Origin of the sequence: Pseudomonas sp. NPDC086278 (genome assembly GCF_050280905.1) — a bacterium.
GTDB lineage: Bacteria > Pseudomonadota > Gammaproteobacteria > Pseudomonadales > Pseudomonadaceae > Aquipseudomonas.
On the sequence record NZ_JBNNWE010000101.1, the window covers coordinates 1 to 22,685 of the forward strand.

Consider the following 22,685-nt stretch of genomic DNA (forward strand, 5'->3'; position numbering starts at 1 on the left):
AAAACGGCGGCGAGTTTAGCACGCCCGGCCAGTTGCCTAGGCTAAACTGCGCAGCATTGCCTAGGAGCCGACACATGCAAAACCCGCAGAATCTGATCTGGATCGACCTGGAAATGACCGGTCTGAACCCTGATACCGACGTCATCATCGAGATGGCCACTATCGTCACCGACAGCGATTTGAACACCTTGGCCGAAGGCCCGGTGATCGCTATCCACCACAGCGACGCGATCCTCGCCGGCATGGACGAGTGGAACACCCGTCAACACGGCGGCTCGGGCCTGACCCAGCGCGTTCGCGACAGCCGCATCAGCATGGCCGAAGCCGAAGCCGAGACCATCGCCTTCCTGGAGAAATGGGTGCCGAAGGGCAAGTCGCCGATCTGTGGCAACAGCATCTGCCAGGATCGCCGCTTCCTTTATACCCACATGAAATCCCTGGAAAGCTACTTCCACTACCGCAACCTCGACGTGTCGACCCTTAAAGAGTTGGCCGCACGCTGGGCGCCGGACGTGCGCGACAGCTTCAAAAAGGGCAGCACGCACCTGGCACTGGACGACATTCGTGAATCCATCGCCGAGTTGCAGCACTACCGCAAGCATTTCATCAAGTTCTGATGGGGCCAGGCTTTTGTGGCGAGGGGGCTTGCCCCCGTTGGAGCGCGAAGCGCTCCCCTGCATTCGTTCAGTCACACCGAGTGCACGAGTTATACGACTGCTTCGCAGCCGAACGGGGGCAAGCCCCCTCGCCATAGGTGAGGGGCTTGCCACAGGTCTGTGCTCGCCCTCTTTTGGTGCCGTCGCAAAATGACTAGACTGCGCGCCTTCCTGCAAGGACCGCCACCATGTTGCTGATGCTCTACCTGATTGCCATCACCGCCGAAGCCATGACCGGTGCCTTGTCTGCCGGCCGTCGCGGCATGGACTGGTTTGGTGTGGTGTTGATCGCCTGCATCACGGCGCTCGGTGGCGGCTCGGTGCGTGACGTGCTGCTTGGGCATTACCCGCTGACCTGGGTCAAACACCCGGAATACCTGGTGCTGACCTCGGTCGCGGCGATGTTCACCGTGTTCACCGCCCGCTGGATGCGTCACTTGCGCTCGCTATTTTTGGTACTCGACGCGGTCGGTCTGGTGGCGTTCACCCTGATCGGCTGCATGACCGCGCTGGAAATGGGCCACGGCATGCTGGTGGCATCGGTCAGCGGCGTAATCACCGGCGTATTCGGCGGCATCCTGCGCGACATCTTCTGCAACGACATCCCGCTGATCTTCCGCCGCGAGCTCTACGCCAGCGTCTCGTTCGCGGCGGCGTGGTGCTACATGTTCTGCCTTTACCTCGAATTGCCCGGCGAGCAGGCGATTCTGATCACACTGTTTGGCGGCTTTTTGCTGCGGTTACTGGCGATTCGGTTTCACTGGGAAATGCCGAAGTTCGTTTATAACGACGAGGCCTGACGGTCGGCATGTTGCTTTAACGCCCACTCGACGTGTTCGCGCACCAGTTCCGACGGATACTCGCGTCGCGCCTTCAACGCTTCCAGCACCGGAATGCTCGACGGCGCGTTACCCAACCCCACTGCCAGATTACGCAACCAGCGTTCATACCCGGCACGGCGTAACGGCGAGCCTTCAGTGCTGCTGAGGAATTTTTCCTCGTCCCACATGAACAGTTCCGCTAACCCGGCGTTGTCCAGGTTGTGCCTGGGCTTGAAATCGCTTTCGCCGGACGGGCGGGCGAAGCGGTTCCACGGGCAGACGATCTGGCAGTCATCGCAGCCAAACACCCGGTTGCCGATCAATGGGCGCAAGTCTTCGGGGATCGCGCTTTTCAGTTCGATGGTCAGGTATGAGATGCAGCGCCGGGCATCCAATACGTACGGGCCGACAAACGCATTGGTCGGGCAAATGTCCAGGCACGCGGTGCATTTGCCGCAGTGTTCGGTGGCGTGCGGTGGATCTTCCGGCAGCGGCAAGTCTACAAACAGCTCGCTGAGGAAGAAGTAACTGCCAGCCTTTCGATTCAAGACCAGCGTGTTTTTGCCGATCCAGCCAAGACCGGCCTTTTCGGCGATGGCTTTTTCCAGCACCGGCGCGCTGTCGACGAAGGCGCGAAAACCGAACGGGCCGATTTCGGCCTGAATTTTATCGGCCAGTTGTTGCACACGTTTACGGATCAATTTGTGGTAATCGCGGCCCAAGGCATAACGCGACACGTAGGCTTTTTCCGGTTGCGCCAATAATTGCGCCATTTGCGTGTCGCCGGGCAGGTAGTCCATGCGCAGGGAAACTACGCGCAAAGTGCCAGGGACGAGTTCTTCCGGGTGCGAGCGTTTGCTGCCGTGGGCGTCCATGTACTCCATTTCGCCGTGGTAGCCGGCTTCGAGCCAGCGCTGCAGGTGCTGCTCATGCTCGGCGAGGTCCAGGCCGCTGATGCCGACTTGCTGAAAGCCCAGCTCGCGGCCCCAGTCCTTGATGGATTGGGCGAGGGCGGGCAGGTCTGTGGTAATAGCGGGCATGAGGCGAGAGAAACCGGAGCTGAGGTGCGTATAATTCTGCCAGACATCGGAGCCCGAAGACGCATGCCGCACACTAAAGATGATTTACCCGACGCGCTGTACAGCGCCGCGCAAGTGCGAGCCCTCGATGCGAGCCTGATCGCGGCCGGCACATCGGGCTTCGAATTGATGCAGCGTGCGGCGCGAGCCACGTGGCGTGCGCTGGTCCGCCAATGGCCGTCGGCAAGCGAATTGACGGTGTTGGCCGGTCATGGCAACAACGCCGGCGATGGGTATCTGGTGGCGGTGCTGGCCCAGCGTGCCGGCTGGTCGGTGCAGGTGCTGGCGGTCGGTGATCCCCAGCGTTTGCAGGGAGATGCGGCGTTGGCGCATGCCGAGGCCATGGCCGAAAACGTTCTGGTCGAGCCGTGGACTGCACAGGCCGAACTGCGTGGCATCGTGCTGGATGCGCTGCTCGGCACCGGTTTGACGGGCGATGCGCGGGAGCCCTACGCCAGCGCGATCGCCGCGATCAATGCCAGTAGATTGCCGGTGGCCGCGGTAGATATTCCTTCCGGGTTGTGCGCCGACACCGGTCGAGTCCTCGGGGTTGCCGTGCGAGCCGACCTGACCGTCACGTTCATCGGTTTGAAGCTGGGGCTGTTCACCGGTGATGCCGCCGACGTGGTCGGTGAGTTGGTGTTCAATGATCTTCACGCCGATCCGCAGGTGCTGGAGGCGGCGTCCGTCAGTGCCCGGCGCCTGACGCCCGGCAACCTGCCGCGTCTGGCGCCCCGAGCGCCGACATCCCACAAAGGTAAATTCGGCCATGTGCTGTTGATCGGCGGCGACCGGGGTTTTGGCGGCGCGATCTTGCTCAGTACACAAAGTGCGCTGCGCAGCGGGGCGGGCATGGTCTCCGTGGCCACGCGCAGCGAGCATGTGCCGGCGGCGCTGGCGAGAATCCCCGAAGCGATGGTGCTAGGCACTTCTTCGGCCAATCAACTGATGGAACTGCTGCAAAAGGTTTCTGTGCTGGTGGTCGGTCCGGGTCTGGGTCAGGCTGCCTGGGGTCGCAGCCTGCTGTCGGCGGCGGCCAACGCGCCGCTGCCGCAAGTCTGGGACGCCGATGCATTGAACCTGCTGGCTTTAAAGCAGGTGCAGTTGCCCAAGGATTGCGTGATTACCCCCCATCCGGGTGAAGCCGCGCGGTTGCTGGGAATATCGACTGCCGAGGTTCAGGCCGACCGTCCCGCCGCCGCCCACGCATTGAGCAAAAAATACACAGCCGTGGTGATTCTGAAGGGCTCCGGCAGCCTGATCGCCAGCCCTGATGGACGGCTGGCGTTGTGTCATCAAGGGCATCCGGCCATGGCCACCGCCGGTTTGGGCGACGTGCTGGCCGGGCTGGTCGGCGCATTGCTGGCGCAAGGCATGCCAGCGTTCGACGCCGCTTGCCTGGCGGTCTGGCTACACGCCAATGCGGGCGCGCAACAAGGTAAATCGGGCCGTGGGCTGGCGGCCAGTGATCTGATCCCGGCCATTCGTCAGTTGTTGGAGGAGCAAGCACCGTGTCTGAAGTAACCCTGTACCTGGCTGATGAAGAGGCGATGACCGCGTTCGGCGCACGCATCGCGAAAACCACCGAAGGGCACGGTCTGATTTTTCTGGAGGGTGATCTGGGGGCGGGGAAAACCACGCTGTCCCGGGGCATCATTCGGGGCCTGGGGCATGTCGGCGCGGTGAAAAGTCCTACGTTTACCCTGGTCGAGCCCTACGAGATCGGCGACATCCGCGCCTTCCACTTCGACCTCTACCGTTTGGTCGATCCCGAAGAGCTGGAGTATCTCGGCATCCGCGATTATTTCGATGACGATGCCTTGTGCCTGATCGAATGGCCCCAGAAGGGTGCGGGCTTTTTGCCAAAGCCCGACCTGACCATTACCATTAGCCCGCAAGACAGCGGGCGTTCGCTGAAAATTTTGTCCCAGGGCTCGCGTGGCGCGGCCTGGTGTGCCGCTTTGGCATTGGAATCCAATTAAATGATGGGGTCAGGTATGCGCTTTCGCGCGATGGTAGCTGCCGTAGGGTTGTTGTTTTTGGCGGTGACCGTCGATGCTGTGGCCGAAACGAAGGTCAACAGCGTGCGCCTGTGGCGGGCGCCGGACAACACGCGGTTGGTGTTCGACCTGACCGGGCCGGTGCAACACAGCGTCTTCACCCTGACGGCTCCGGATCGGCTGGTGATCGACATCAATGGCGCAAGCCTCGGTGCACCGCTGAACGTCAATAGCTCGAACACACCGATCACCGCCATGCGCTCGGCCCAACGCACGCCGACCGACCTGCGCGTCGTCATCGACCTCAAGAAAGCCGTCACCCCCAAAAGTTTTACCCTGGCGCCTAACGCGCAATACGGCAATCGTCTGGTGGTCGACCTGTTCGACAACGCCGCCGATGCCGCGCCAATTCCGGTGCCGACCAACGTCGCCACAGTGGCCCCGGTGCCGGTCACGCCGATTGATCCGCCGGTCAAGCTGCCACCGGCCCCGGCCGGCAAGCGCGACATCATTGTGGTGATCGATGCTGGCCACGGCGGCGAAGACCCGGGCGCCTCAGGCTCGCGCGGTCAGCGCGAGAAGGACGTGGTATTGGCCATTGCCCGTGAATTGCAGCGTCAGGTCAACGGCATGAAAGGCTTCCGCGCCGAACTGACCCGCACCGGCGATTACTTCATTCCATTGCGAGGCCGCACCGAAATCGCCCGCAAGAAAGGCGCCGACCTGTTCGTTTCGATCCACGCCGACGCCGCGCCTTCGGCCGCTGCGTTCGGCGCGTCGGTATTCGCTTTGTCGGATCGCGGCGCCACGTCCGAAACCGCCCGTTGGCTGGCCGACAGTGAAAACCGTTCCGACTTGATCGGTGGTGCCGGCAACGTCAGCCTCGATGACAAGGACCGCATGCTCGCAGGCGTGTTGCTCGACCTGTCGATGACCGCGTCGCTGACGTCCAGCCTGAACGTTGGCCAAAAAGTCTTGAGCAACATCGGTCGCGTTACGCCGCTGCACAAACAACGCGTGGAACAAGCCGGGTTCATGGTGCTGAAGTCGCCGGACATTCCGTCGATCCTGGTCGAAACCGGGTTCATCTCCAACGCCAACGAAGCGTCGAAGCTCGCGGCCGCGAACCACCAGCAGGCATTGGCACGTTCGATCAGCAGCGGCGTGCGCCAGTTCTTCCAGCAGAACCCGCCACCGGGCACCTACATTGCCTGGCTGCGTGATTCCGGCAAGATCGCCCAAGGCCCGCGCGACCATCGCGTTAGCCCCGGCGAGACGCTGGCGATGATTGCCGTGCGTTACCAGGTGTCTCCGGCGACGTTGCGCAGCGCCAACAACCTGAAAAGTGACGAGCTGAAGATCGGTCAGACCTTGACCATCCCCGGCACCGAACTGGCGGCCAAAGAATGAACCACGTGGTGATCAACGACGCTCGCATCGAGCTGCTTAGCCCACGACTGGCGAACCAGATTGCCGCTGGCGAGGTGGTCGAGCGTCCGGCATCGGTGATCAAGGAGTTGCTGGAAAACAGCCTCGACTCCGGTGCCAAACGCATTGATGTCGACGTGGAGCTGGGCGGCGTCAAGCTGCTGCGAGTGCGCGACGATGGCCGCGGCATTTCGGCCGATGACCTTCCGTTGGCGCTGGCGCGTCACGCCACCAGCAAGATCCGCAACCTGGAAGACCTTGAGCAGGTGATGAGCCTGGGCTTTCGCGGCGAAGCACTCGCCTCGATCAGCTCCGTGGCGCGCCTGACCCTGACGTCCCGCACCCGCGATGCCGATCAGGCCTGGCAGGTCGAAACCGAAGGCCGGGACATGGCGCCACGGGTGCAACCCGCCGCTCACCCGGTGGGCACGTCGGTGGAAGTGCGCGACCTGTTCTTCAACACCCCGGCGCGACGCAAATTCCTCAAAACCGAAAAAACCGAATTCGATCACCTGCAAGAAGTGATCAAGCGCTTGGCGTTGGCGCGCTTCGACGTGGCATTCCACTTGCGCCACAACGGCAAGACCATTCTCAGCCTGCATGAGGCCCATGACGACGCGGCCCGCGCGCGGCGTGTGGCGGCGATTTGCGGTTCGGGGTTCCTGGAGCAGGCGCTGCCAATCGAGATCGAGCGCAATGGCCTGCATTTGTGGGGCTGGGTTGGTTTGCCGACTTTCAACCGCAGCCAGGCGGACTTGCAGTATTTCTTCGTCAATGGCCGTGCGGTGCGCGACAAACTGGTGGCCCACGCGGTGCGTCAGGCGTATCGCGACGTGCTGTTCAACGGTCGTCATCCGACATTCGTGCTGTTTTTCGAAGTCGATCCGGCGGGCGTCGACGTCAACGTGCACCCGACCAAACACGAAGTGCGCTTCCGTGACGGGCGCATGGTTCACGACTTCCTCTACGGCACCTTGCACCGCGCCTTGGGCGATGTGCGACCGGAAGATCATTTGGCGGCGCCGGTGACGACCGCCATCGTGCGCCCGACCGGCATCGACGCCGGTGAATTCGGTCCCCAGGGCGAAATGCGTCTGGCGGCCAACGCCTTGCTGGAGCAGCCTCAGGCGCAACCGTCGTTCAATACGCCAGCGGGTTCGGGGGCGGGCGCGGGTTACCAATATCAATACACGCCAAAGCCTCAGTCCGGCGTGCCGGCGGCTGAGGCGCAGGCGGCGTATCGAGAGTTTTTTGCGCCGTTACCGGAGGCGAATGCCGTCGCATTGCCGGCCGGGCAGGATGATATCCCGCCGCTGGGCTACGCTCTGGCGCAGCTCAAAGGCATCTACATTCTTTCGGAAAACGCCCAGGGCCTGGTGCTGGTGGACATGCACGCCGCTCACGAGCGGATCATGTACGAACGCCTGAAAATCGCCATGGCCAGTGAAGGCCTGAGCGGCCAGCCGCTGCTGGTGCCGGAATCGTTGGCGGTCAGTTCGCGCGAAGCCGACTGCGCCGAAGAAAACGTCGCGTGGTTCCAGCGGCTGGGCTTTGAATTGCAGCGTCTGGGCCCGGAAACCCTGGCGATCCGCCAGATTCCGGCCTTGCTCAAACAGGCAGAAGCCAATCGCCTGGTCAGCGATGTACTGGCCGACCTGATGGAGTACGGCACCAGTGACCGGATCCAGGCGCACTTGAACGAATTGCTCGGCACCATGGCGTGTCACGGCGCGATCCGTGCGAATCGGCGCCTGGCCCTGCCGGAAATGAACGGCCTGCTGCGTGACATGGAAAACACCGAGCGCAGCGGTCAATGCAACCATGGCCGACCGACCTGGACCCAACTGGGCCTGGACGATCTGGACAAACTGTTCTTGCGCGGTCGTTGATGAGCCAGCTCCCTCCTGCGATTTTCCTGATGGGCCCGACCGCAGCGGGCAAGACCGACCTGGCCATCGAATTGACCAAAGTCCTGCCTTGCGAACTGATCAGCGTCGATTCGGCGCTGGTCTACCGGGGCATGGACATCGGCACTGCCAAGCCTTCGAAAGAACTGTTGGCTGAATTTCCTCACCGTCTGATCGACATTCTCGACCCCGCGCAGAGCTATTCCGCCGCCGATTTCCGCCGTGATGCGTTGCAAGCGATGGCCGAGATCACTTCGCGCGGCAAAATTCCGCTGCTTGTAGGCGGCACAATGCTCTACTACAAGGCTTTGGTCGAAGGACTGGCGGACATGCCAGCGGCCGACCCGGACGTTCGCGCGCTGATCGAAGAAGAGGCTGCACGCCTTGGCTGGCAAGCCCTGCACGAACAATTGGCGGTAATTGATCCGGTTTCCGCGGCGCGTATTCACCCGAACGATCCGCAGCGACTCAGTCGAGCGCTGGAAGTTTATCGTGTCAGTGGTCAGAGCATGACCGAACTCAGGTTGCAACAAACTGCGCAAAGTACTGAAGCAGCCGCTTCGGGACTGCAACAATTGCCCTATACTGTCGCGAACTTGGCCATTGCTCCGGCAAATCGCCAGGTATTGCATGACCGAATTAAACAAAGATTCACGATTATGCTGGAACAGGGATTCATCGACGAAGTCGTAGCCCTGCGTGAGCGAAGTGACCTGCATTCAGGGTTGCCGTCTATACGTGCAGTGGGTTACCGACAAGTCTGGGATTACCTGGATGGCAAGCTGACGCAAGCCGAGATGCAGGAGCGTGGAATCATTGCCACGCGCCAATTGGCAAAGCGCCAGTTCACCTGGCTGCGCAGTTGGGCTGATTTACACTGGCTGGACAGTCTCGATTGCGACAATCTGCCGCGCGCCTTGAAATACTTGGGGACCATCTCCATATTGAGCTGAGTCCTTGCAATTGCCGTCTATCCTTGGGGGTGTGACGGCACAAGCCATCTGTTTACCTATTTTTTATATTGAATCCTTAAAGGAGTGCGGCACATGTCAAAAGGGCATTCGCTACAAGACCCTTACTTGAATACTTTGCGTAAAGAGAAAGTTGGGGTGTCTATCTACCTGGTCAACGGAATCAAACTGCAAGGCACGATCGAGTCTTTCGACCAGTTCGTCATCCTGCTGAAAAACACCGTTAGCCAAATGGTTTACAAGCACGCTATCTCGACAGTGGTACCGGTTCGTCCAATTCGTCTGCCTAGCGCAACCGAATCCGAAGCAGGTGACGCTGAGCCAGGTAACGCCTGATAGGAGTCTCCTTTGTTCTTTGAGCGCCACGGTGGTGGTGAACGAGTGATCCTCGTTCACTTGGATGGACAGGACCCTGAGGCGCGCGAAGATCCGCAGGAGTTTCAGGAGTTGGCTAATTCGGCCGGCGCCGAGACCGTTGCGTTTTTTAACGTGCCGCGTCATCGGCCAACCGCCAAATTCCTGATTGGCAGCGGCAAGGTCGAGGAGCTGCGCGACCTGGTCCATGTCGAAAAGGCAGATCTGGTCATATTCAATCACATCCTTACGCCGAGTCAGGAACGTAACCTCGAACGTGTTTTCGAGTGTCGCGTGATCGACCGTACCGGTCTGATTCTCGATATTTTTGCCCAGCGCGCCCGTACCCATGAAGGCAAGCTCCAGGTAGAACTGGCCCAGCTTGACCACATGAGCACCCGGCTGGTTCGTGGCTGGACTCACCTTGAGCGTCAAGGTGGCGGTATCGGTATGCGTGGCCCGGGTGAAACCCAATTGGAAACCGACCGCCGTTTGCTGCGGGTTCGCCTGCGACAGATCAAAGGCCGGCTGGAAAAAGTGCGCAGTCAGCGCGAACAGTCGCGACGCGGGCGTTCGCGTGCGGATATTCCTACCGTTTCCCTGGTGGGCTATACCAACGCCGGCAAATCCACGCTCTTCAATAACGTGACGAAATCCGACGTATACGCGGCAGACCAATTGTTCGCCACGCTCGACCCGACCTTGCGCCGTCTGGAACTCGACGACCTGGGGCCGATTGTCCTGGCCGACACCGTGGGTTTCATACGCCACTTGCCGCACAAACTGGTCGAGGCATTTCGGTCTACGCTCGAAGAGTCGAGCAACTCGGACCTGCTGTTGCACGTGATCGATGCGGCTGAACCGGATCGCATGTTGCAGATCGAGCAGGTGATGGTGGTGCTGGGCGAGATCGGAGCCCAGGACTTGCCGATCCTCGAGGTCTATAACAAACTCGATTTGCTTGAAGGCGTTGAGCCACAAATCCAGCGCGACGAAAACGGCAAGCCCCAGCGGGTCTGGCTGTCGGCGCGTGATGGGCGTGGTCTGGAATTGCTTGAACAGGCCATTTCCGAGTTGCTGGGCGGTGATCTGTTCGTGGGTACCTTGCGCTTGCCGCAACGTTTTGCTCGACTGCGTGCGCAGTTTTTCGAACTCGGTGCGGTACAAAAAGAAGAACACGACGAAGAAGGCATCAGCTTGCTGGCCGTTCGCTTGCCCCGGATCGAGTTGAATCGATTGGTGAGCCGCGAAGGTTTGCAGCCGACTGAATTCATCGAGCAACACACTTTGCAATAAAAGCCTGAAAAAGCGGTTGTGCCGCGGTGACAGGCATTCTGTAGCATTGGTCGGCGCGCCGTGGGTGCGTCTTTGCTTTATCAGATGGAGAGCGCTATGGCTTGGAATGAGCCGGGTGGCAACTCGAATAATCAGGATCCTTGGGGTGGCAAGCGCCGCAATAACGGCGACCGCAAGGGACCACCGGATCTCGACGAGGCCTTCCGAAAGCTGCAGGAAAGCCTGAACGGGTTGTTCGGTGGTGGTAAAAAACGCGGTGACGACGGCGGTGGCTCGAGCAAGAGCGGCGGCTTCGGCGGCATTATCGGCATCGTGCTCGTCGTACTGGCGGCCGTTTGGCTGTACAGCGCCGTGTACGTCGTCGACGAGCAGGAGCAAGCCGTGGTGCTGCGCTTCGGCAAGTACTACGAAACCGTCGGCCCGGGCCTGAACATCTATTTCCCGCCGATCGACAAAAAGTACATGGAGAACGTGACGCGTGAGCGCTCGTACACCAAGCAGGGCCAGATGCTGACCGAAGACGAGAACATCGTCGAAGTGCCGCTGACCGTGCAGTACAAGATCAGCAACCTGCAGGATTTCGTACTGAACGTCGATCAGCCGGAAATCAGCCTGCAACAAGCGACCGACAGTGCCTTGCGCCATGTGGTGGGCTCCACCGCGATGGACCAGGTGCTGACCGAAGGTCGTGAGTTGATGGCCAGCGAAATCAAAGAGCGCCTGCAACGCTTCATGGATACCTATCGCACCGGCATCACCGTTACTCAGGTGAACGTTCAGAATGCCGCGGCGCCACGTGAAGTGCAGGAAGCCTTTGACGACGTGATCCGTGCCCGTGAAGACGAGCAGCGTTCGCGCAACCAGGCTGAAACCTACGCCAACGGCGTTGTGCCGGAAGCTCGCGGTCAGGCCCAGCGCATTCTTGAAGATGCCAACGGTTACCGTGACGAAACGGTATCGCGCGCCAAGGGTGAGGCAGATCGCTTCACGAAATTGGTCGCCGAGTACCGCAAGGCACCTGAAGTAACGCGTGAGCGTCTGTACCTCGACACCATGCAGGAAGTTTTCACCAACACCAGCAAGGTACTCGTGACCGGCAACAAGAATGGCCAGAGCAATCTGCTGTACTTGCCGCTGGACAAGATGATCGACAGCGGTCGCAGCACCAGCGCTCCGGCGCCGGGTCCGGCAGCCGCCAGCAACAATGAAGCGAATGCGCGTGCAGCCGCTGATCTGCAGCAACAGCAAGCACGTACCAGGGAGAGTCGCTGATGAGCAATAAATCGCTGATCGCCCTTATTGTCTGTGTCGTCGTGGCGATCGCAGCCTGGAACTGCTTCTACATCGTGGCTCAGACCGAGCGCGCGGTGCTGCTGCAGTTCGGTCGCGTGGTTCAGACTGATGTTCAGCCGGGCCTGCATGTGAAAGTGCCTTACGTTAACCAGGTGCGCAAATTCGACGCACGCCTGATGACGCTGGATGCACCGACACAACGCTTCCTGACGCTGGAAAAGAAAGCCGTCATGGTTGATGCCTTTGCCAAGTGGCGCGTGAAAGATGCCGAGCGCTTCTACACCGCGACTTCCGGTCTCAAGCAGATTGCCGACGAGCGCCTGTCCCGTCGTCTCGAATCGGGCCTGCGTGACCAGTTCGGTAAGCGCACCCTGCACGAAGTGGTTTCCGGTGAGCGTGACGCGTTGATGGCTGACATCACCGCTTCGCTGAACAAGATGGCGGAAAAAGAGCTGGGCATCGAAGTTGTCGATGTTCGGGTCAAGGCCATCGACCTGCCGAAAGAAGTAAACCGCAGCGTGTTCGAGCGTATGAGCACCGAGCGTGAGCGTGAAGCTCGCGAGCACCGCGCCAAGGGTAACGAGCTGGCAGAAGGCATTCGTGCCGACGCCGATCGTCAACGCCGCGTGTTGCTGGCCGAAGCCTATCGTGAATCTGAAGAGGTTCGCGGTGACGGTGACGCCCAGGCGGCTTCGATCTACTCCAAGGCCTACGGCCAGGATCAGGAGTTCTACGGTTTCTACCGTAGCCTGCGTGCCTACCGTGAAAGCTTCGCGAACAAATCCGACGTCATGGTCCTCGACCCAAGCAGCGACTTCTTCCGTTACCTGGAAAAAGCCAAGCCTTGATACGTTGACCTGAATCATCCCCCGCCTGGCGGCTAAAACCTCCGGCGGGGTGATCCTTTGGGAAAACGTGTGTATGATGCGGCAGCCGGGAAATTCCCGGCTTTTTTGCGTCTGCACGTTTGATTGCTGTGCTTGTGCGGGCGTGCGGGCCGAATGGCTCGACCGGTTTTTCGAGGAAAGTGGTTGGCGAAGCCGATTTCAGGCTTTTCGCCACGTTGTTCATGCGCGTGGTTTGCACATGGACCGATCATTTTCTGCTTCACTCAAGGCTCGCCCAACGGCTTGCCGCCCGGATCATAGGGGAATGGCGTAATGGCAACGGTAGACCGCTGGCTGCTGCCAGATGGCATCGAAGAAGTACTGCCACCAGAAGCCGCGCGTATCGAAGTAGCGCGTCGTCAGGTGTTGGATCTGTTCCAGAGCTGGGGTTACGAGTTTGTCGTGACTCCCCATATCGAGTACCTGGAATCCCTGCTGACCGGCGCGGGCTCGGACCTTGATCTGCGTACCTTCAAGGTCATCGACCCGCAATCGGGTCGGCAGATGGGTTTTCGGGCGGATATCACGCCGCAAGTGGCGCGCATCGATGCGCACACCCTGCGCCGCGAAGGCCCGAGCCGTCTGTGCTACGCCGGCAGCGTGTTACATGCTCAGCCGCGCGCCTTGTCGTCCTCGCGCAGCCCGATCCAGTTGGGCGCCGAGTTGTATGGCGATGGCAGCCCGAGCAGCGACGTAGAAGTGATCAGCCTGATGCTGGCCATGTTGCAACTGGCCGATGTGCCGGATGTACACATGGACCTCGGTCATGTCGGCATCTACCGTGGCCTGGCGCGTGCGGCCGGTTTGTCCGGTGAAGTTGAACAACAGTTGTTCGATGCGTTGCAACGCAAGGCAATCGACGAGGTCATTACCTTGACCCAAGGCTTGCCTGCCGATCTGTCGGGCATGCTGCGTGCGCTGGTTGATTTGTGCGGTGGCCCCGAAGTGCTGGACGCTGCACGTGAACGCCTGGCGAATGCGCCGGCACCTGTTCTGGCGGCGCTGGACGATTTGCTGGCGATTGCCGAGCGTCTGTCCGTGCGTTTCCCGCAATTGCCGCTGTACTTCGATCTGGGCGAGTTGCGCGGCTACCACTACCACACCGGTGTGGTATTCGCGGTGTTCGTGCCGGGTGTTGGCCAGTCGATTGCCCAGGGCGGTCGTTACGACGACATCGGTGCCGACTTCGGTCGTGCGCGTCCGGCAACCGGCTTCTCTACCGATTTGAAAACCCTGGTGACCCTGGGGCGTGCTGAAATCGAGCTACCGTCTGGCGGTATCTGGATGCCCGACAGTACGGATGCGGCACTCTGGCAGCAGGTTTGCCAGTTGCGCAGTGAGGGTCAGCGTGTTGTTCAGGCTTTGCCTGGGCAACCTTTGGCCGCCGCCCGTGAAGCGGACTGCGACCGGCAATTGATTCAGCAGAACGGGCTTTGGCAAATACTGCCGCTGGCTTCTTGAGTTTTCCTGCCGGCGGCTGCCGGCACCAAGTTTGCGCGAATGAGGACAAGTGTTATGGGTAAGAATGTCGTAGTCCTGGGCACCCAGTGGGGTGATGAGGGCAAAGGCAAGATCGTTGATCTGCTGACCGAACATGCTGCCGCCGCTCGGCGGACGTTGCCGTCGGTGGCGTGCAGGTGATGAAGTTCGGCGAATACGTGCACTCGCTGTACGTGCCGACCAGCCTCAACCTGGTCAAGATCAAACCGTTGCGCGGCACCGCACTGTTCATCCTCGACGCCAAACTGGTGTTCAAACTGGTGGACAACTTCTTCGGTGGCGACGGCCGTCACGCCAAGATCGAGGGGCGTGAATTCACCCCGACCGAACTGCGTGTGGTGCGCATGGTGCTGGAGCAGGCCTTCGTCGATTTGAAGGAAGCCTGGCAGGCGATCATGGAAGTGAACTTCGAGTACATCAACTCGGAAGTGAACCCGGCCATGGCCAACATCGTCGGCCCGAGCGAAGCGGTGGTGGTCTCCACTTTCCACATCGAACTCGATGGCGGTGGCGGCGACCTGCACGTGACCATGCCGTACTCGATGATCGAGCCGGTGCGCGAAATGCTCGATGCCGGCTTCCAGTCGGACCTCGACGACCAGGACGAGCGTTGGGTCAACGCCCTGCGCCAGGACGTGCTGGACGTCGATGTGCCGATCGGTGCCACGGTTGCCCGTCGCCAGTTGCGCTTGCGCGACATTCTGCACATGCAGCCGGGGGACATCATCCCGGTCGAAATGCCTGAAGAAATGATCATGCGCGCCAATGGCGTGCCGGCCTTCAAGGTCAAGATGGGCTCGCACAAAGGCAACCTCGCGTTGCAGGTGATCGAGCCGATCGAGCGCCGCTGACCGGCGTTCCAACCCCCTTTTAATTGGCTGCTCTTGAGTGAGCAGTTGCCCGCCGAGGACAAACGATGAACGACGATATGAACGCCCAGGACGACCAGGCACTGGCTGATGAATGGGCTGCCGCCCTGGAAGAAACCGGTGATGCCGGCCAGGACGATATCGACGCCTTGCTCGCTGCCGACACCGCCGGCTCGCCGTCCAGCCGTGTGCCGATGGAAGAGTTCGGCAGCGTGCCGAAAAGCACCGACCCGGTCACCCTTGAGGGGCCGAACCTGGACGTGATTCTCGACATCCCGGTGTCGATTTCCATGGAAGTGGGCAGCACCGACATCAACATCCGCAACCTGCTGCAACTCAACCAGGGTTCGGTGATCGAGCTCGATCGTCTGGCCGGCGAGCCGCTGGACGTGCTGGTTAACGGCACACTGATCGCCCACGGCGAAGTGGTTGTGGTCAACGAAAAGTTCGGCATCCGCCTGACTGACGTGATCAGCCCAAGCGAACGCATCAAGAAGCTGCGCTAAGTGAACAAGGTTCTGGGTGCTTTGCTGGGATCAGTGCTGGCGTTGCCGCTCAGCGTGCTGGCGGCCGAGCCGGTCGCGACTGCAACGGCTGCCGCTGCGCCAGCGGTCAGCAGTGGCGTGGCCGGGCAATTGACGCAGTTGGTGTTCGGCTTGCTGCTGGTGCTGGGGTTGATCTTCTTCCTCGCCTGGCTGCTGCGCCGGGTCCAGCAGGCCGGGCCGGCGGGTAAAGGGCAGGTGATCGAACTGATCGGTTCCCGCGCGTTGGGCCCCCGTGATCGTTTGATGCTGGTGCAGGTCGGTAACGAGCAGATCCTGCTCGGCATCAGCCCCGGCACCATCACCGCGTTGCATGTGCTCAAGGAGCCGGTGCAAGTGCCGAGCGCGCCTGAAAAAGCGACCCCCGAGTTCGCCCAGCGCCTGATGGAGCTGATGGGCAAGGATCAGAAGGATAAGAAGTAATGGGTGCGTTACGCATCGTCTTGACGCTGGCCCTGATGCTGGCCGCGCCGCTGGCGTTCGCCGCCGATCCGTTGTCGATCCCGGCGATTACCCTGGGCACCAACGCCAACGGCGCTCAGGAATATTCGGTCAGCCTGCAAATCTTGCTGATCATGACCGCGCTGAGTTTTATCCCGGCGTTCGTCATGTTGATGACCAGTTTCACGCGGATCATCATCGTCTTCTCGATCCTGCGTCAGGCCCTTGGCTTGCAGCAGACGCCGTCGAACCAGATCCTCACGGGCATGGCGCTGTTTCTGACGATGTTCATCATGGCGCCGGTATTCGACCGGGTGAACCAGGACGCCTTGCAACCGTATCTCGCGGAAAAACTGACCGCCCAGGATGCCGTGGCGAAAGCCCAGGTGCCGATCAAGGATTTCATGCTGGCGCAGACCCGCAGCAGCGACCTTGAACTGTTCATGCGCCTGTCCAAGCGCACCGACATCGCTACGCCCGATCAGGCGCCGCTGACCATTCTGGTGCCGGCGTTCGTCACGTCGGAGCTGAAAACCGCGTTCCAGATCGGCTTTATGATCTTCATTCCGTTTCTGATCATCGACCTGGTCGTGGCCAGTGTGCTGATGGCGATGGGGATGATGATGCTCTCGCCGCTGATCATTTCCCTGCCGTTCAAAATCATGCTGTTCGTGCTCGTCGATGGCTGGGCGTTGATCATCGGCACCCTGGCGAGCAGCTTCGGCGGTGTTTCGCCATGACGCCGGAAGTGGCGGTAGACATCTTTCGTGAAGCGCTGTGGCTGACCACCATGATGGTCGCGGTGCTGGTGATACCGAGCTTGCTGGTCGGTCTGTTGGTGGCGATGTTTCAGGCCGCCACGCAGATCAACGAACAGACCTTGAGCTTCCTGCCGCGCCTGCTGGTGATGCTGGTCACGCTGATCGTCGCCGGCCCGTGGCTGGTGCAGACGTTCATGGAATATATCCTGCAGCTGTACGGCAGCATTCCTCAGGTCATTGGCTAAACCATGCCGTCGTTGTTGCAACTGACCGATACCCAGATCAGTACGTGGGTGGCGACCTTCATGTTGCCGCTGTTTCGCATCGGTTCGCTGCTGATGGTGATGCCGGTGTTCGGTACGAGCCTGGTGCCCAAGCGCGTGCGTTTGTATCTGGCGCTGGCAATCACCGTGGTGATCGCGCCGGGCCTGCCGCCGATGCCGGCGGTCAATGCGCTGGACCTGAGTGCGCTGCTGCTGATTGCCGAGCAGATCCTGATCGGCGCGGTGCTGGGTTTCTCCTTGCAGCTGTTCTTCCAGGCGTTCGTGGTGGCGGGGCAGATCGTCTCGATTCAGATGGGCATGGGCTTCGCGTCGATGGTTGACCCGACCAACGGCGTTTCGGTGGCGGTGATCGGGCAATTCTTCACCATGCTCGTCACGCTGCTGTTCCTGTCGATGAATGGTCACCTGGTGGTCTTCGAAGTCCTGACCGAAAGCTTCACAACCATGCCGGTCGGCAACGGCTTGATGGTCAATCATTTCTGGGAACTGGCCGGCAAGCTCGGCTGGGTGCTCGGTGCGGCATTGTTGCTGGTGTTGCCGGCGATCACGGCGCTGCTGGTGGTCAACATTGCGTTTGGTGTGATGACCCGGGCCGCGCCGCAGTTGAACATCTTTTCCATCGGTTTCCCGCTGACCCTGGTGCTCGGGCTGTTCATCGTCTGGGTCGGGTTGGCGGACATCATCAATCAGTACCAACCGCTGGCCTCCGAGGCCTTGCAGTTTTTACGCGAACTGGCACGGGCGAACTGAGCCATGGCTGAGAGCGAAAGCGGTCAGGACAAAACGGAAGACCCCACGGAGAAACGTAAAAAGGACTCCCGTGAGAAGGGTGAGATCGCCCGTTCCAAAGAGCTCAATACCCTGGCGATCATGCTCGCCGGCGCCGGTGCGCTGCTGATTTTCGGCGGAGAGTTGGCGCAGGACATGATGGAGCTGATGCGCATGAACTTCACGCTGTCGCGGGAAGTGATTCTGGATCAGCGCAACATGGGCACCTTCCTGCTGCACTCGGGGCAGATCGCGCTGGTGGCGATTCAGCCGGTGATGATCACCTTGCTGCTGGCCGCGTTGATCGGCCCGATTTCCCTCGGTGGCTGGCTGTTCGCGGCGGGCTCGATGGCGCCGAAATTCAGTCGCATGAACCCGGGTGCGGGGCTCAAGCGAATGTTCTCGGCCAAGGCGCTCGTCGAACTGTTCAAGGCCCTGGCGAAGTTTTTCATCGTGCTGTTCGTGGCGCTGGCCGTGTTGTCTTCCGACATCGACGACCTGATGCGCATCGCTCACGAGCCGCTGGACATGGCGATCATTCACAGCCTGCAAGTGGTTGGCTGGAGCACCTTGTGGATGGCCTGCGGGCTGATCATCATCGCCGCCGTCGACGTGCCGGTGCAGCTGTGGGAAAGCCACAAGAAACTGCTGATGACCAAGCAGGAAGTGCGCGACGAACACAAGGATCAGGAAGGGCGGCCAGAGGTCAAACAGCGTATTCGCCAGTTGCAGCGCGAGATGTCGCAGCGGCGGATGATGGCGGCGATTCCCGAGGCAGATGTGGTCATCACCAACCCGACGCATTACGCCGTGGCGCTCAAATACGACCCGGACAAAGGCAGCGCGCCGGTGTTGCTGGCCAAGGGTAGCGACTTCCTCGCCCTGAAGATTCGTGAAATAGCCGTGGCCAACAACGTGCTGCTGCTCGAATCGCCAGCCTTGGCGCGTTCGATCTATTACTCCACCGAGCTGGAGCAGGAAATCCCCGGAGGCTTGTACCTGGCCGTTGCCCAGGTATTGGCTTACGTCTATCAGATTCGCCAGTACCGCGCCGGCAAGGGCAAGCGCCCGGATCCGCTCAAGGATGACTTGCCGATCCCGCCGGATCTGCGCCGCGATTCCTGATCACGCACAAAACCTGTGGGAGCGAGCTTGCTCGCGATAGCGGCGTTACAGTCGACTCATCAGCAGCATGAAGTCCGCCATCGCGAGCAAGCTCGCTCCCACAGTAATCGCGAAAAATCTCCGATAAATCCCTCTATTTCAGCGCTGTGCAAAAGTTGGAAGGCTTCTTGCAATAGCCGCTCTGCGCCTGCTTCAGGCGTCAAAACTTTGCTTTAAAGGAACGGGGAAAACCGGTGGATCGTTCTCAGTTATTCAACAGTGCCCGCACCAACGTTGCCGACTTGAGTCGGGGCAACCTGGGTGTGCCGTTGTTGCTGCTGGTCATGTTGGCAATGATGATGTTGCCGATACCGCCGTTCCTGCTGGACGTGTTTTTCACGTTCAACATCGCGCTGTCCATCGTCGTCCTGCTGGTTTGCGTCTACGCCCTGCGGCCGCTGGATTTTGCGGTGTTCCCGACGATTCTGCTGGTGGCCACGTTGCTGCGACTGGCGTTGAACGTGGCCTCCACGCGGGTGGTGATGCTCCACGGTCAGGACGGCCATGCCGCCGCCGGTAAGGTGATCCAGGCTTTCGGCGAGGTGGTGATCGGCGGCAACTACGTGGTCGGTATCGTGGTGTTCGCGATTTTGATGATCATCAACTTCGTCGTGGTCACCAAAGGTGCGGGGCGCATTTCCGAGGTGAGCGCGCGTTTCACCCTCGATGCCATGCCCGGCAAACAAATGGCGATCGACGCCGATTTGAACGCCGGCCTGATCGACCAGAACCAGGCCAAACTGCGCCGCATGGAAGTCGCCCAGGAAGCCGAGTTCTACGGTTCCATGGACGGTGCCAGCAAGTTCGTGCGCGGTGATGCCATCGCCGGCCTGCTGATCCTGTTCATCAACCTGATTGGCGGCATGGCAGTCGGTATCTTCCAGCACGGCATGACCTTTGGTGATGCCGGTCGGGTTTACGCCTTGTTGACCATCGGTGACGGTTTGGTGGCGCAATTGCCATCACTGCTGTTGTCCACCGCTGCCGCGATCATGGTGACCCGTGCTTCCGGTTCGGAAGACATGGGCAAGCAGATCGGCCGCCAGATGTTCGCCTCGCCTAAAGCGCTGGCCGTGGCGGCGGGCCTGATGGCGGTGATGGGTCTCGTGCCTGGCATGCCGCACTTTTCCTTCCTGACCATGGCCGCCGTCGCTGCCGGTGCGGCTTACCTGTTCTGGAAGAAGCAGAACGTGGTCAAGGTTCAAGCGTTGCAAGAGGTCAAGCGTCAACAAGAGCTGCTGCCATCGCCAGCCCGTGCCATGGAAACCAAGGAACTTGGCTGGGACGACGTCACGCCGATCGACATGATTGGCCTGGAAGTCGGCTATCGCCTGATTCCGCTGGTGGATCGCAATCAGGGCGGCCAGTTGCTGGCGCGGATCAAGGGCGTGCGCAAGAAGCTCTCGCAGGATCTGGGCTTCCTGATGCCCACTGTGCACATTCGTGACAACCTCGACCTGGCGCCCAGCGCGTACCGCCTGACCTTGATGGGGGTGATCCTGGCCGAGGCCGAGATTTACCCGGACCGCGAGCTGGCGATCAACCCGGGGCAGGTCTACGGCACGCTCAATGGCATAACCGCCAAAGATCCGGCTTTTGGGCTGGAGGCGGTCTGGATCGAAGTCAGCCAGCGAGCGCAGGCACAATCGCTCGGCTATACCGTGGTCGATGCCAGTACGGTGGTGGCCACCCACTTGAACCAGATTCTGTACAAGCACTCCAGCGAACTGATCGGTCACGAAGAAGTCCAGCAACTCATGCAATTGCTGGCCAAAAGCTCACCGAAACTGGCCGAAGAGCTGGTGCCGGGCGTGGTCTCGCTGTCGCAGTTGCTCAAAGTGCTTCAGGCGTTGTTGGCCGAGCAGGTGCCCGTGCGCGACATTCGCAGCATCGCCGAAGCCATCGCGAACAACGCCGCCAAGAGTCAAGATACTGCCGCTCTGGTGGCCGCGGTGCGCGTCGGCGTATCCCGTGCAATCGTCCAAAGCATTGTAGGCACTGACTCCGAGCTACCAGTCATCACGCTGGAGCCAAGGTTGGAACAGATATTGCTCAATAGTCTGCAGAAGGCAGGACAAGGCTCGGAAGAGGGCGTTCTGCTGGAGCCAAGCATGGCGGAGAAGCTGCAACGCTCGTTGATCGATGCGGCGCAGCGTCAGGAAATGCAAGGTCAACCGGTGATTCTGCTGGTAGCCGGTCCGGTTCGCGCGATGCTTTCGCGATTCGGCCGACTGGCAGTCCCGGGTTTGCATGTGTTGGCTTATCAGGAAATCCCTGACAACAAGCAAGTGACCATCGTTGCGACAGTAGGGCCCAACGGCTGAGGTAGTGGTTTATGCAAGTTAAGCGTTTTTTCGCCGCCGATATGCGTCAGGCCATGAAACTGGTTCGTGATGAGCTGGGCGCTGATGCCGCCATCATTGGCAATCGCCGGATCGCCGGTGGTGTCGAGCTGACGGCTGCGCTGGATTACAAATTGTCGGCGCTGGCCCCGCGCGTTCCGAACATGGAACTCGAGGATGAGCTGCGCAAGACCCAATCGCGGATCGTGACCGCCCAGGCCGAACTGAGCCTGCGTGGCGACGGCGAGACCGAAGGCGACAAGACCACCAATCGCCAGTTGTTCGCCGGCCTGCCGTTGACGGCGGCCGAGCCGCTGATCGAACCGACCTACGCCGAACCACGTCGCTCGGCGCCGGCCCCGGCTCCGGCTGCGGGCGGTGTTGATCCGCGGGCGTTCGACTCGATGCGTTTCGAACTCAACAGCCTGCGCGAACTGATGGAAGTCCAACTCGGTTCGCTGGCCTGGAATCAGCTGCAAGGCAGCCGTCCGGCCCAGGCCAATCTCTGGCGTCGCCTGCAACGCATCGGCTTGTCCGGCCCGTTGTCGCGCGATCTGCTGGCGATGATCGGTGATATCGATGAGCCTCGTCAGGCCTGGCGCATGTTGCTGGCGCACCTGGCGCGGATGATCGCCACGCCGGAAGTCGAGCCTCTGGAAGAGGGCGGCGTGATTGCCATGGTCGGTCCTGCCGGCATGGGCAAGACCACCACGCTGGCCAAGCTCGCGGCCCGTTACGTGCTCAAGTACGGCGCGCAGAACATCGCGCTGGTGAGCATGGACAGTTACCGCATCGGCGCACAGGAACAACTGAAGACCCTGGGCCGCATTCTCAATGTGTCGGTGACGCACATCGATCCGGGCCAGTCGCTGGTGCAAGCGCTGGAGCCGTTGCTGCGCAAACGCGTGGTGCTGATCGACACCGCCGGCCTTCAGGCCAGCGACCCGGCACTGCGCATGCAGCTCGAAAGCCTGGCCGGCCGTGGCATCAAATCAAAAAATTATCTGGTGCTGGCAACCACCAGCCAGAAACAGGTTCTAACAGCCGCTTATCACAGTTACAAGCGCTGCGGGCTCGCCGGGTGCATCCTGACTAAACTGGATGAAACGGCAAGTCTGGGCGAGGTGTTGAGCCTGGCCATCAGTCATGAATTGCCAGTGGCCTACCTGACCGACGGGCCGCGGATCCCGGATGATTTGCATCTGCCGCGCCGTCACCAGTTGGTCATCGAAGCCCGGGCCTTTTGTGGTTTAACACCTTCTCAAAGGAATACACATGGAATGGCTGACCAACCCTGAAATCTGGGTTGCCTTCTTTACCCT

21 protein-coding genes and 2 pseudogenes are annotated in these 22,685 nt (G+C 60.6%); 22 read left to right on the top strand and 1 reads right to left on the bottom strand.

All coding sequences use genetic code 11. From position 1 onward, the window contains the following. Positions 1-74 precede the first annotated feature (74 nt). Both orn and ACQKP4_RS24055 read left to right on the top strand, forming a co-directional pair. Positions 75-617: an oligoribonuclease gene (gene orn / locus ACQKP4_RS24050; protein WP_201189536.1), complete on the top strand. Its 543-nt coding sequence runs from the start codon at positions 75-77 to the stop codon at positions 615-617. Between the two features lie 227 nt (positions 618-844). Next, entirely contained in the window at positions 845-1,456 is a 612-nt protein-coding gene (locus tag ACQKP4_RS24055; RefSeq protein ID WP_427636218.1) for a trimeric intracellular cation channel family protein, read from the top strand. Here the strand turns inward: ACQKP4_RS24055 and queG are convergent. Further along, positions 1,438-2,517, bottom strand: a complete 1,080-nt coding sequence (gene queG, locus ACQKP4_RS24060) for a tRNA epoxyqueuosine(34) reductase QueG (protein ID WP_427636220.1) — start codon at positions 2,515-2,517, stop codon at positions 1,438-1,440. The two genes, ACQKP4_RS24055 and queG, sit on opposite strands and share 19 nt — an antisense overlap. A 63-nt stretch (positions 2,518-2,580) precedes the next feature. On the opposite strand from queG, the gene ACQKP4_RS24065 reads away from it, so the two are divergent. The 20 genes and pseudogenes from ACQKP4_RS24065 (at position 2,581) to flhF (ending at position 22,661) form a co-directional block, all read left to right on the top strand. Next, positions 2,581-4,080: an NAD(P)H-hydrate dehydratase gene (locus tag ACQKP4_RS24065; protein WP_427636221.1), complete on the top strand. Its 1,500-nt coding sequence runs from the start codon at positions 2,581-2,583 to the stop codon at positions 4,078-4,080. Then, entirely contained in the window at positions 4,068-4,538 is a 471-nt protein-coding gene (gene tsaE, locus ACQKP4_RS24070; protein ID WP_427636223.1) for a tRNA (adenosine(37)-N6)-threonylcarbamoyltransferase complex ATPase subunit type 1 TsaE, read from the top strand. Before ACQKP4_RS24065 ends, tsaE begins: the two co-directional genes overlap by 13 nt. Next, complete coding sequence (locus ACQKP4_RS24075) at positions 4,539-5,966, top strand: N-acetylmuramoyl-L-alanine amidase (RefSeq protein ID WP_427636225.1); 1,428 nt, start codon at positions 4,539-4,541, stop codon at positions 5,964-5,966. Continuing rightward, the gene (mutL, locus tag ACQKP4_RS24080; protein ID WP_427636227.1) at positions 5,963-7,873 is read left to right on the top strand and encodes a DNA mismatch repair endonuclease MutL; all 1,911 of its coding nucleotides are present in this window, start codon (positions 5,963-5,965) and stop codon (positions 7,871-7,873) included. Before ACQKP4_RS24075 ends, mutL begins: the two co-directional genes overlap by 4 nt. Beyond that, the gene (gene miaA, locus ACQKP4_RS24085) at positions 7,873-8,844 is read left to right on the top strand and encodes a tRNA (adenosine(37)-N6)-dimethylallyltransferase MiaA (RefSeq protein ID WP_427636244.1); all 972 of its coding nucleotides are present in this window, start codon (positions 7,873-7,875) and stop codon (positions 8,842-8,844) included. Before mutL ends, miaA begins: the two co-directional genes overlap by 1 nt. Before the next feature lie 93 nt (positions 8,845-8,937). Continuing rightward, the gene (gene hfq / locus ACQKP4_RS24090) at positions 8,938-9,198 is read left to right on the top strand and encodes an RNA chaperone Hfq (protein WP_007902656.1); all 261 of its coding nucleotides are present in this window, start codon (positions 8,938-8,940) and stop codon (positions 9,196-9,198) included. A gap of 12 nt (positions 9,199-9,210) precedes the next feature. After that, a complete protein-coding gene (gene hflX, locus ACQKP4_RS24095; protein ID WP_427636229.1) occupies positions 9,211-10,512 on the top strand; it encodes a ribosome rescue GTPase HflX in 1,302 nt (433 codons plus the stop codon). Positions 10,513-10,608: 96 nt separating this feature from the next. Next, positions 10,609-11,784, top strand: a complete 1,176-nt coding sequence (hflK, locus tag ACQKP4_RS24100; protein WP_427636231.1) for an FtsH protease activity modulator HflK — start codon at positions 10,609-10,611, stop codon at positions 11,782-11,784. Further along, positions 11,784-12,653, top strand: coding sequence for a protease modulator HflC (gene hflC, locus ACQKP4_RS24105; RefSeq protein WP_427636233.1), 870 nt, complete (start codon positions 11,784-11,786; stop codon positions 12,651-12,653). Before hflK ends, hflC begins: the two co-directional genes overlap by 1 nt. Before the next feature lie 312 nt (positions 12,654-12,965). Continuing rightward, positions 12,966-14,153 (top strand): ATP phosphoribosyltransferase regulatory subunit, encoded by a 1,188-nt coding sequence (locus ACQKP4_RS24110; RefSeq protein WP_427636235.1) that lies wholly within the window; start codon positions 12,966-12,968, stop codon positions 14,151-14,153. A 54-nt stretch (positions 14,154-14,207) separates the two neighbouring features. Beyond that, positions 14,208-14,306, top strand: a pseudogene (locus ACQKP4_RS24115) (adenylosuccinate synthetase); the annotation flags it as partial. Next, positions 14,294-15,043 (top strand): annotated as a pseudogene (fliM, locus tag ACQKP4_RS24120) (flagellar motor switch protein FliM); the annotation flags it as partial. The pseudogenes ACQKP4_RS24115 and fliM, both read left to right, overlap by 13 nt. A gap of 65 nt (positions 15,044-15,108) precedes the next feature. After that, the gene (gene fliN, locus ACQKP4_RS24125; protein ID WP_427636236.1) at positions 15,109-15,567 is read left to right on the top strand and encodes a flagellar motor switch protein FliN; all 459 of its coding nucleotides are present in this window, start codon (positions 15,109-15,111) and stop codon (positions 15,565-15,567) included. Then, positions 15,568-16,026 (top strand): flagellar biosynthetic protein FliO, encoded by a 459-nt coding sequence (fliO, locus tag ACQKP4_RS24130; RefSeq protein ID WP_427636237.1) that lies wholly within the window; start codon positions 15,568-15,570, stop codon positions 16,024-16,026. It abuts the gene before it with no gap. Then, positions 16,026-16,784: a flagellar type III secretion system pore protein FliP gene (gene fliP, locus ACQKP4_RS24135; protein WP_007938646.1), complete on the top strand. Its 759-nt coding sequence runs from the start codon at positions 16,026-16,028 to the stop codon at positions 16,782-16,784. Before fliO ends, fliP begins: the two co-directional genes overlap by 1 nt. Beyond that, a complete protein-coding gene (gene fliQ, locus ACQKP4_RS24140) occupies positions 16,781-17,050 on the top strand; it encodes a flagellar biosynthesis protein FliQ (RefSeq protein WP_007948918.1) in 270 nt (89 codons plus the stop codon). Before fliP ends, fliQ begins: the two co-directional genes overlap by 4 nt. Before the next feature lie 12 nt (positions 17,051-17,062). Next, complete coding sequence (gene fliR / locus ACQKP4_RS24145; protein WP_427636245.1) at positions 17,063-17,839, top strand: flagellar biosynthetic protein FliR; 777 nt, start codon at positions 17,063-17,065, stop codon at positions 17,837-17,839. 3 nt (positions 17,840-17,842) lie between these two features. Beyond that, positions 17,843-18,982, top strand: a complete 1,140-nt coding sequence (flhB, locus tag ACQKP4_RS24150) for a flagellar biosynthesis protein FlhB (RefSeq protein ID WP_427636239.1) — start codon at positions 17,843-17,845, stop codon at positions 18,980-18,982. Positions 18,983-19,215: 233 nt separating this feature from the next. Then, positions 19,216-21,345 carry a flagellar biosynthesis protein FlhA gene (gene flhA / locus ACQKP4_RS24155; RefSeq protein WP_427636241.1) on the top strand — a complete coding sequence of 710 codons (2,130 nt, stop codon included), beginning with the start codon at positions 19,216-19,218 and terminating at the stop codon, positions 21,343-21,345. A gap of 11 nt (positions 21,346-21,356) precedes the next feature. Next, positions 21,357-22,661, top strand: coding sequence for a flagellar biosynthesis protein FlhF (flhF, locus tag ACQKP4_RS24160; protein ID WP_427636243.1), 1,305 nt, complete (start codon positions 21,357-21,359; stop codon positions 22,659-22,661). Positions 22,662-22,685 lie beyond the last annotated feature (24 nt).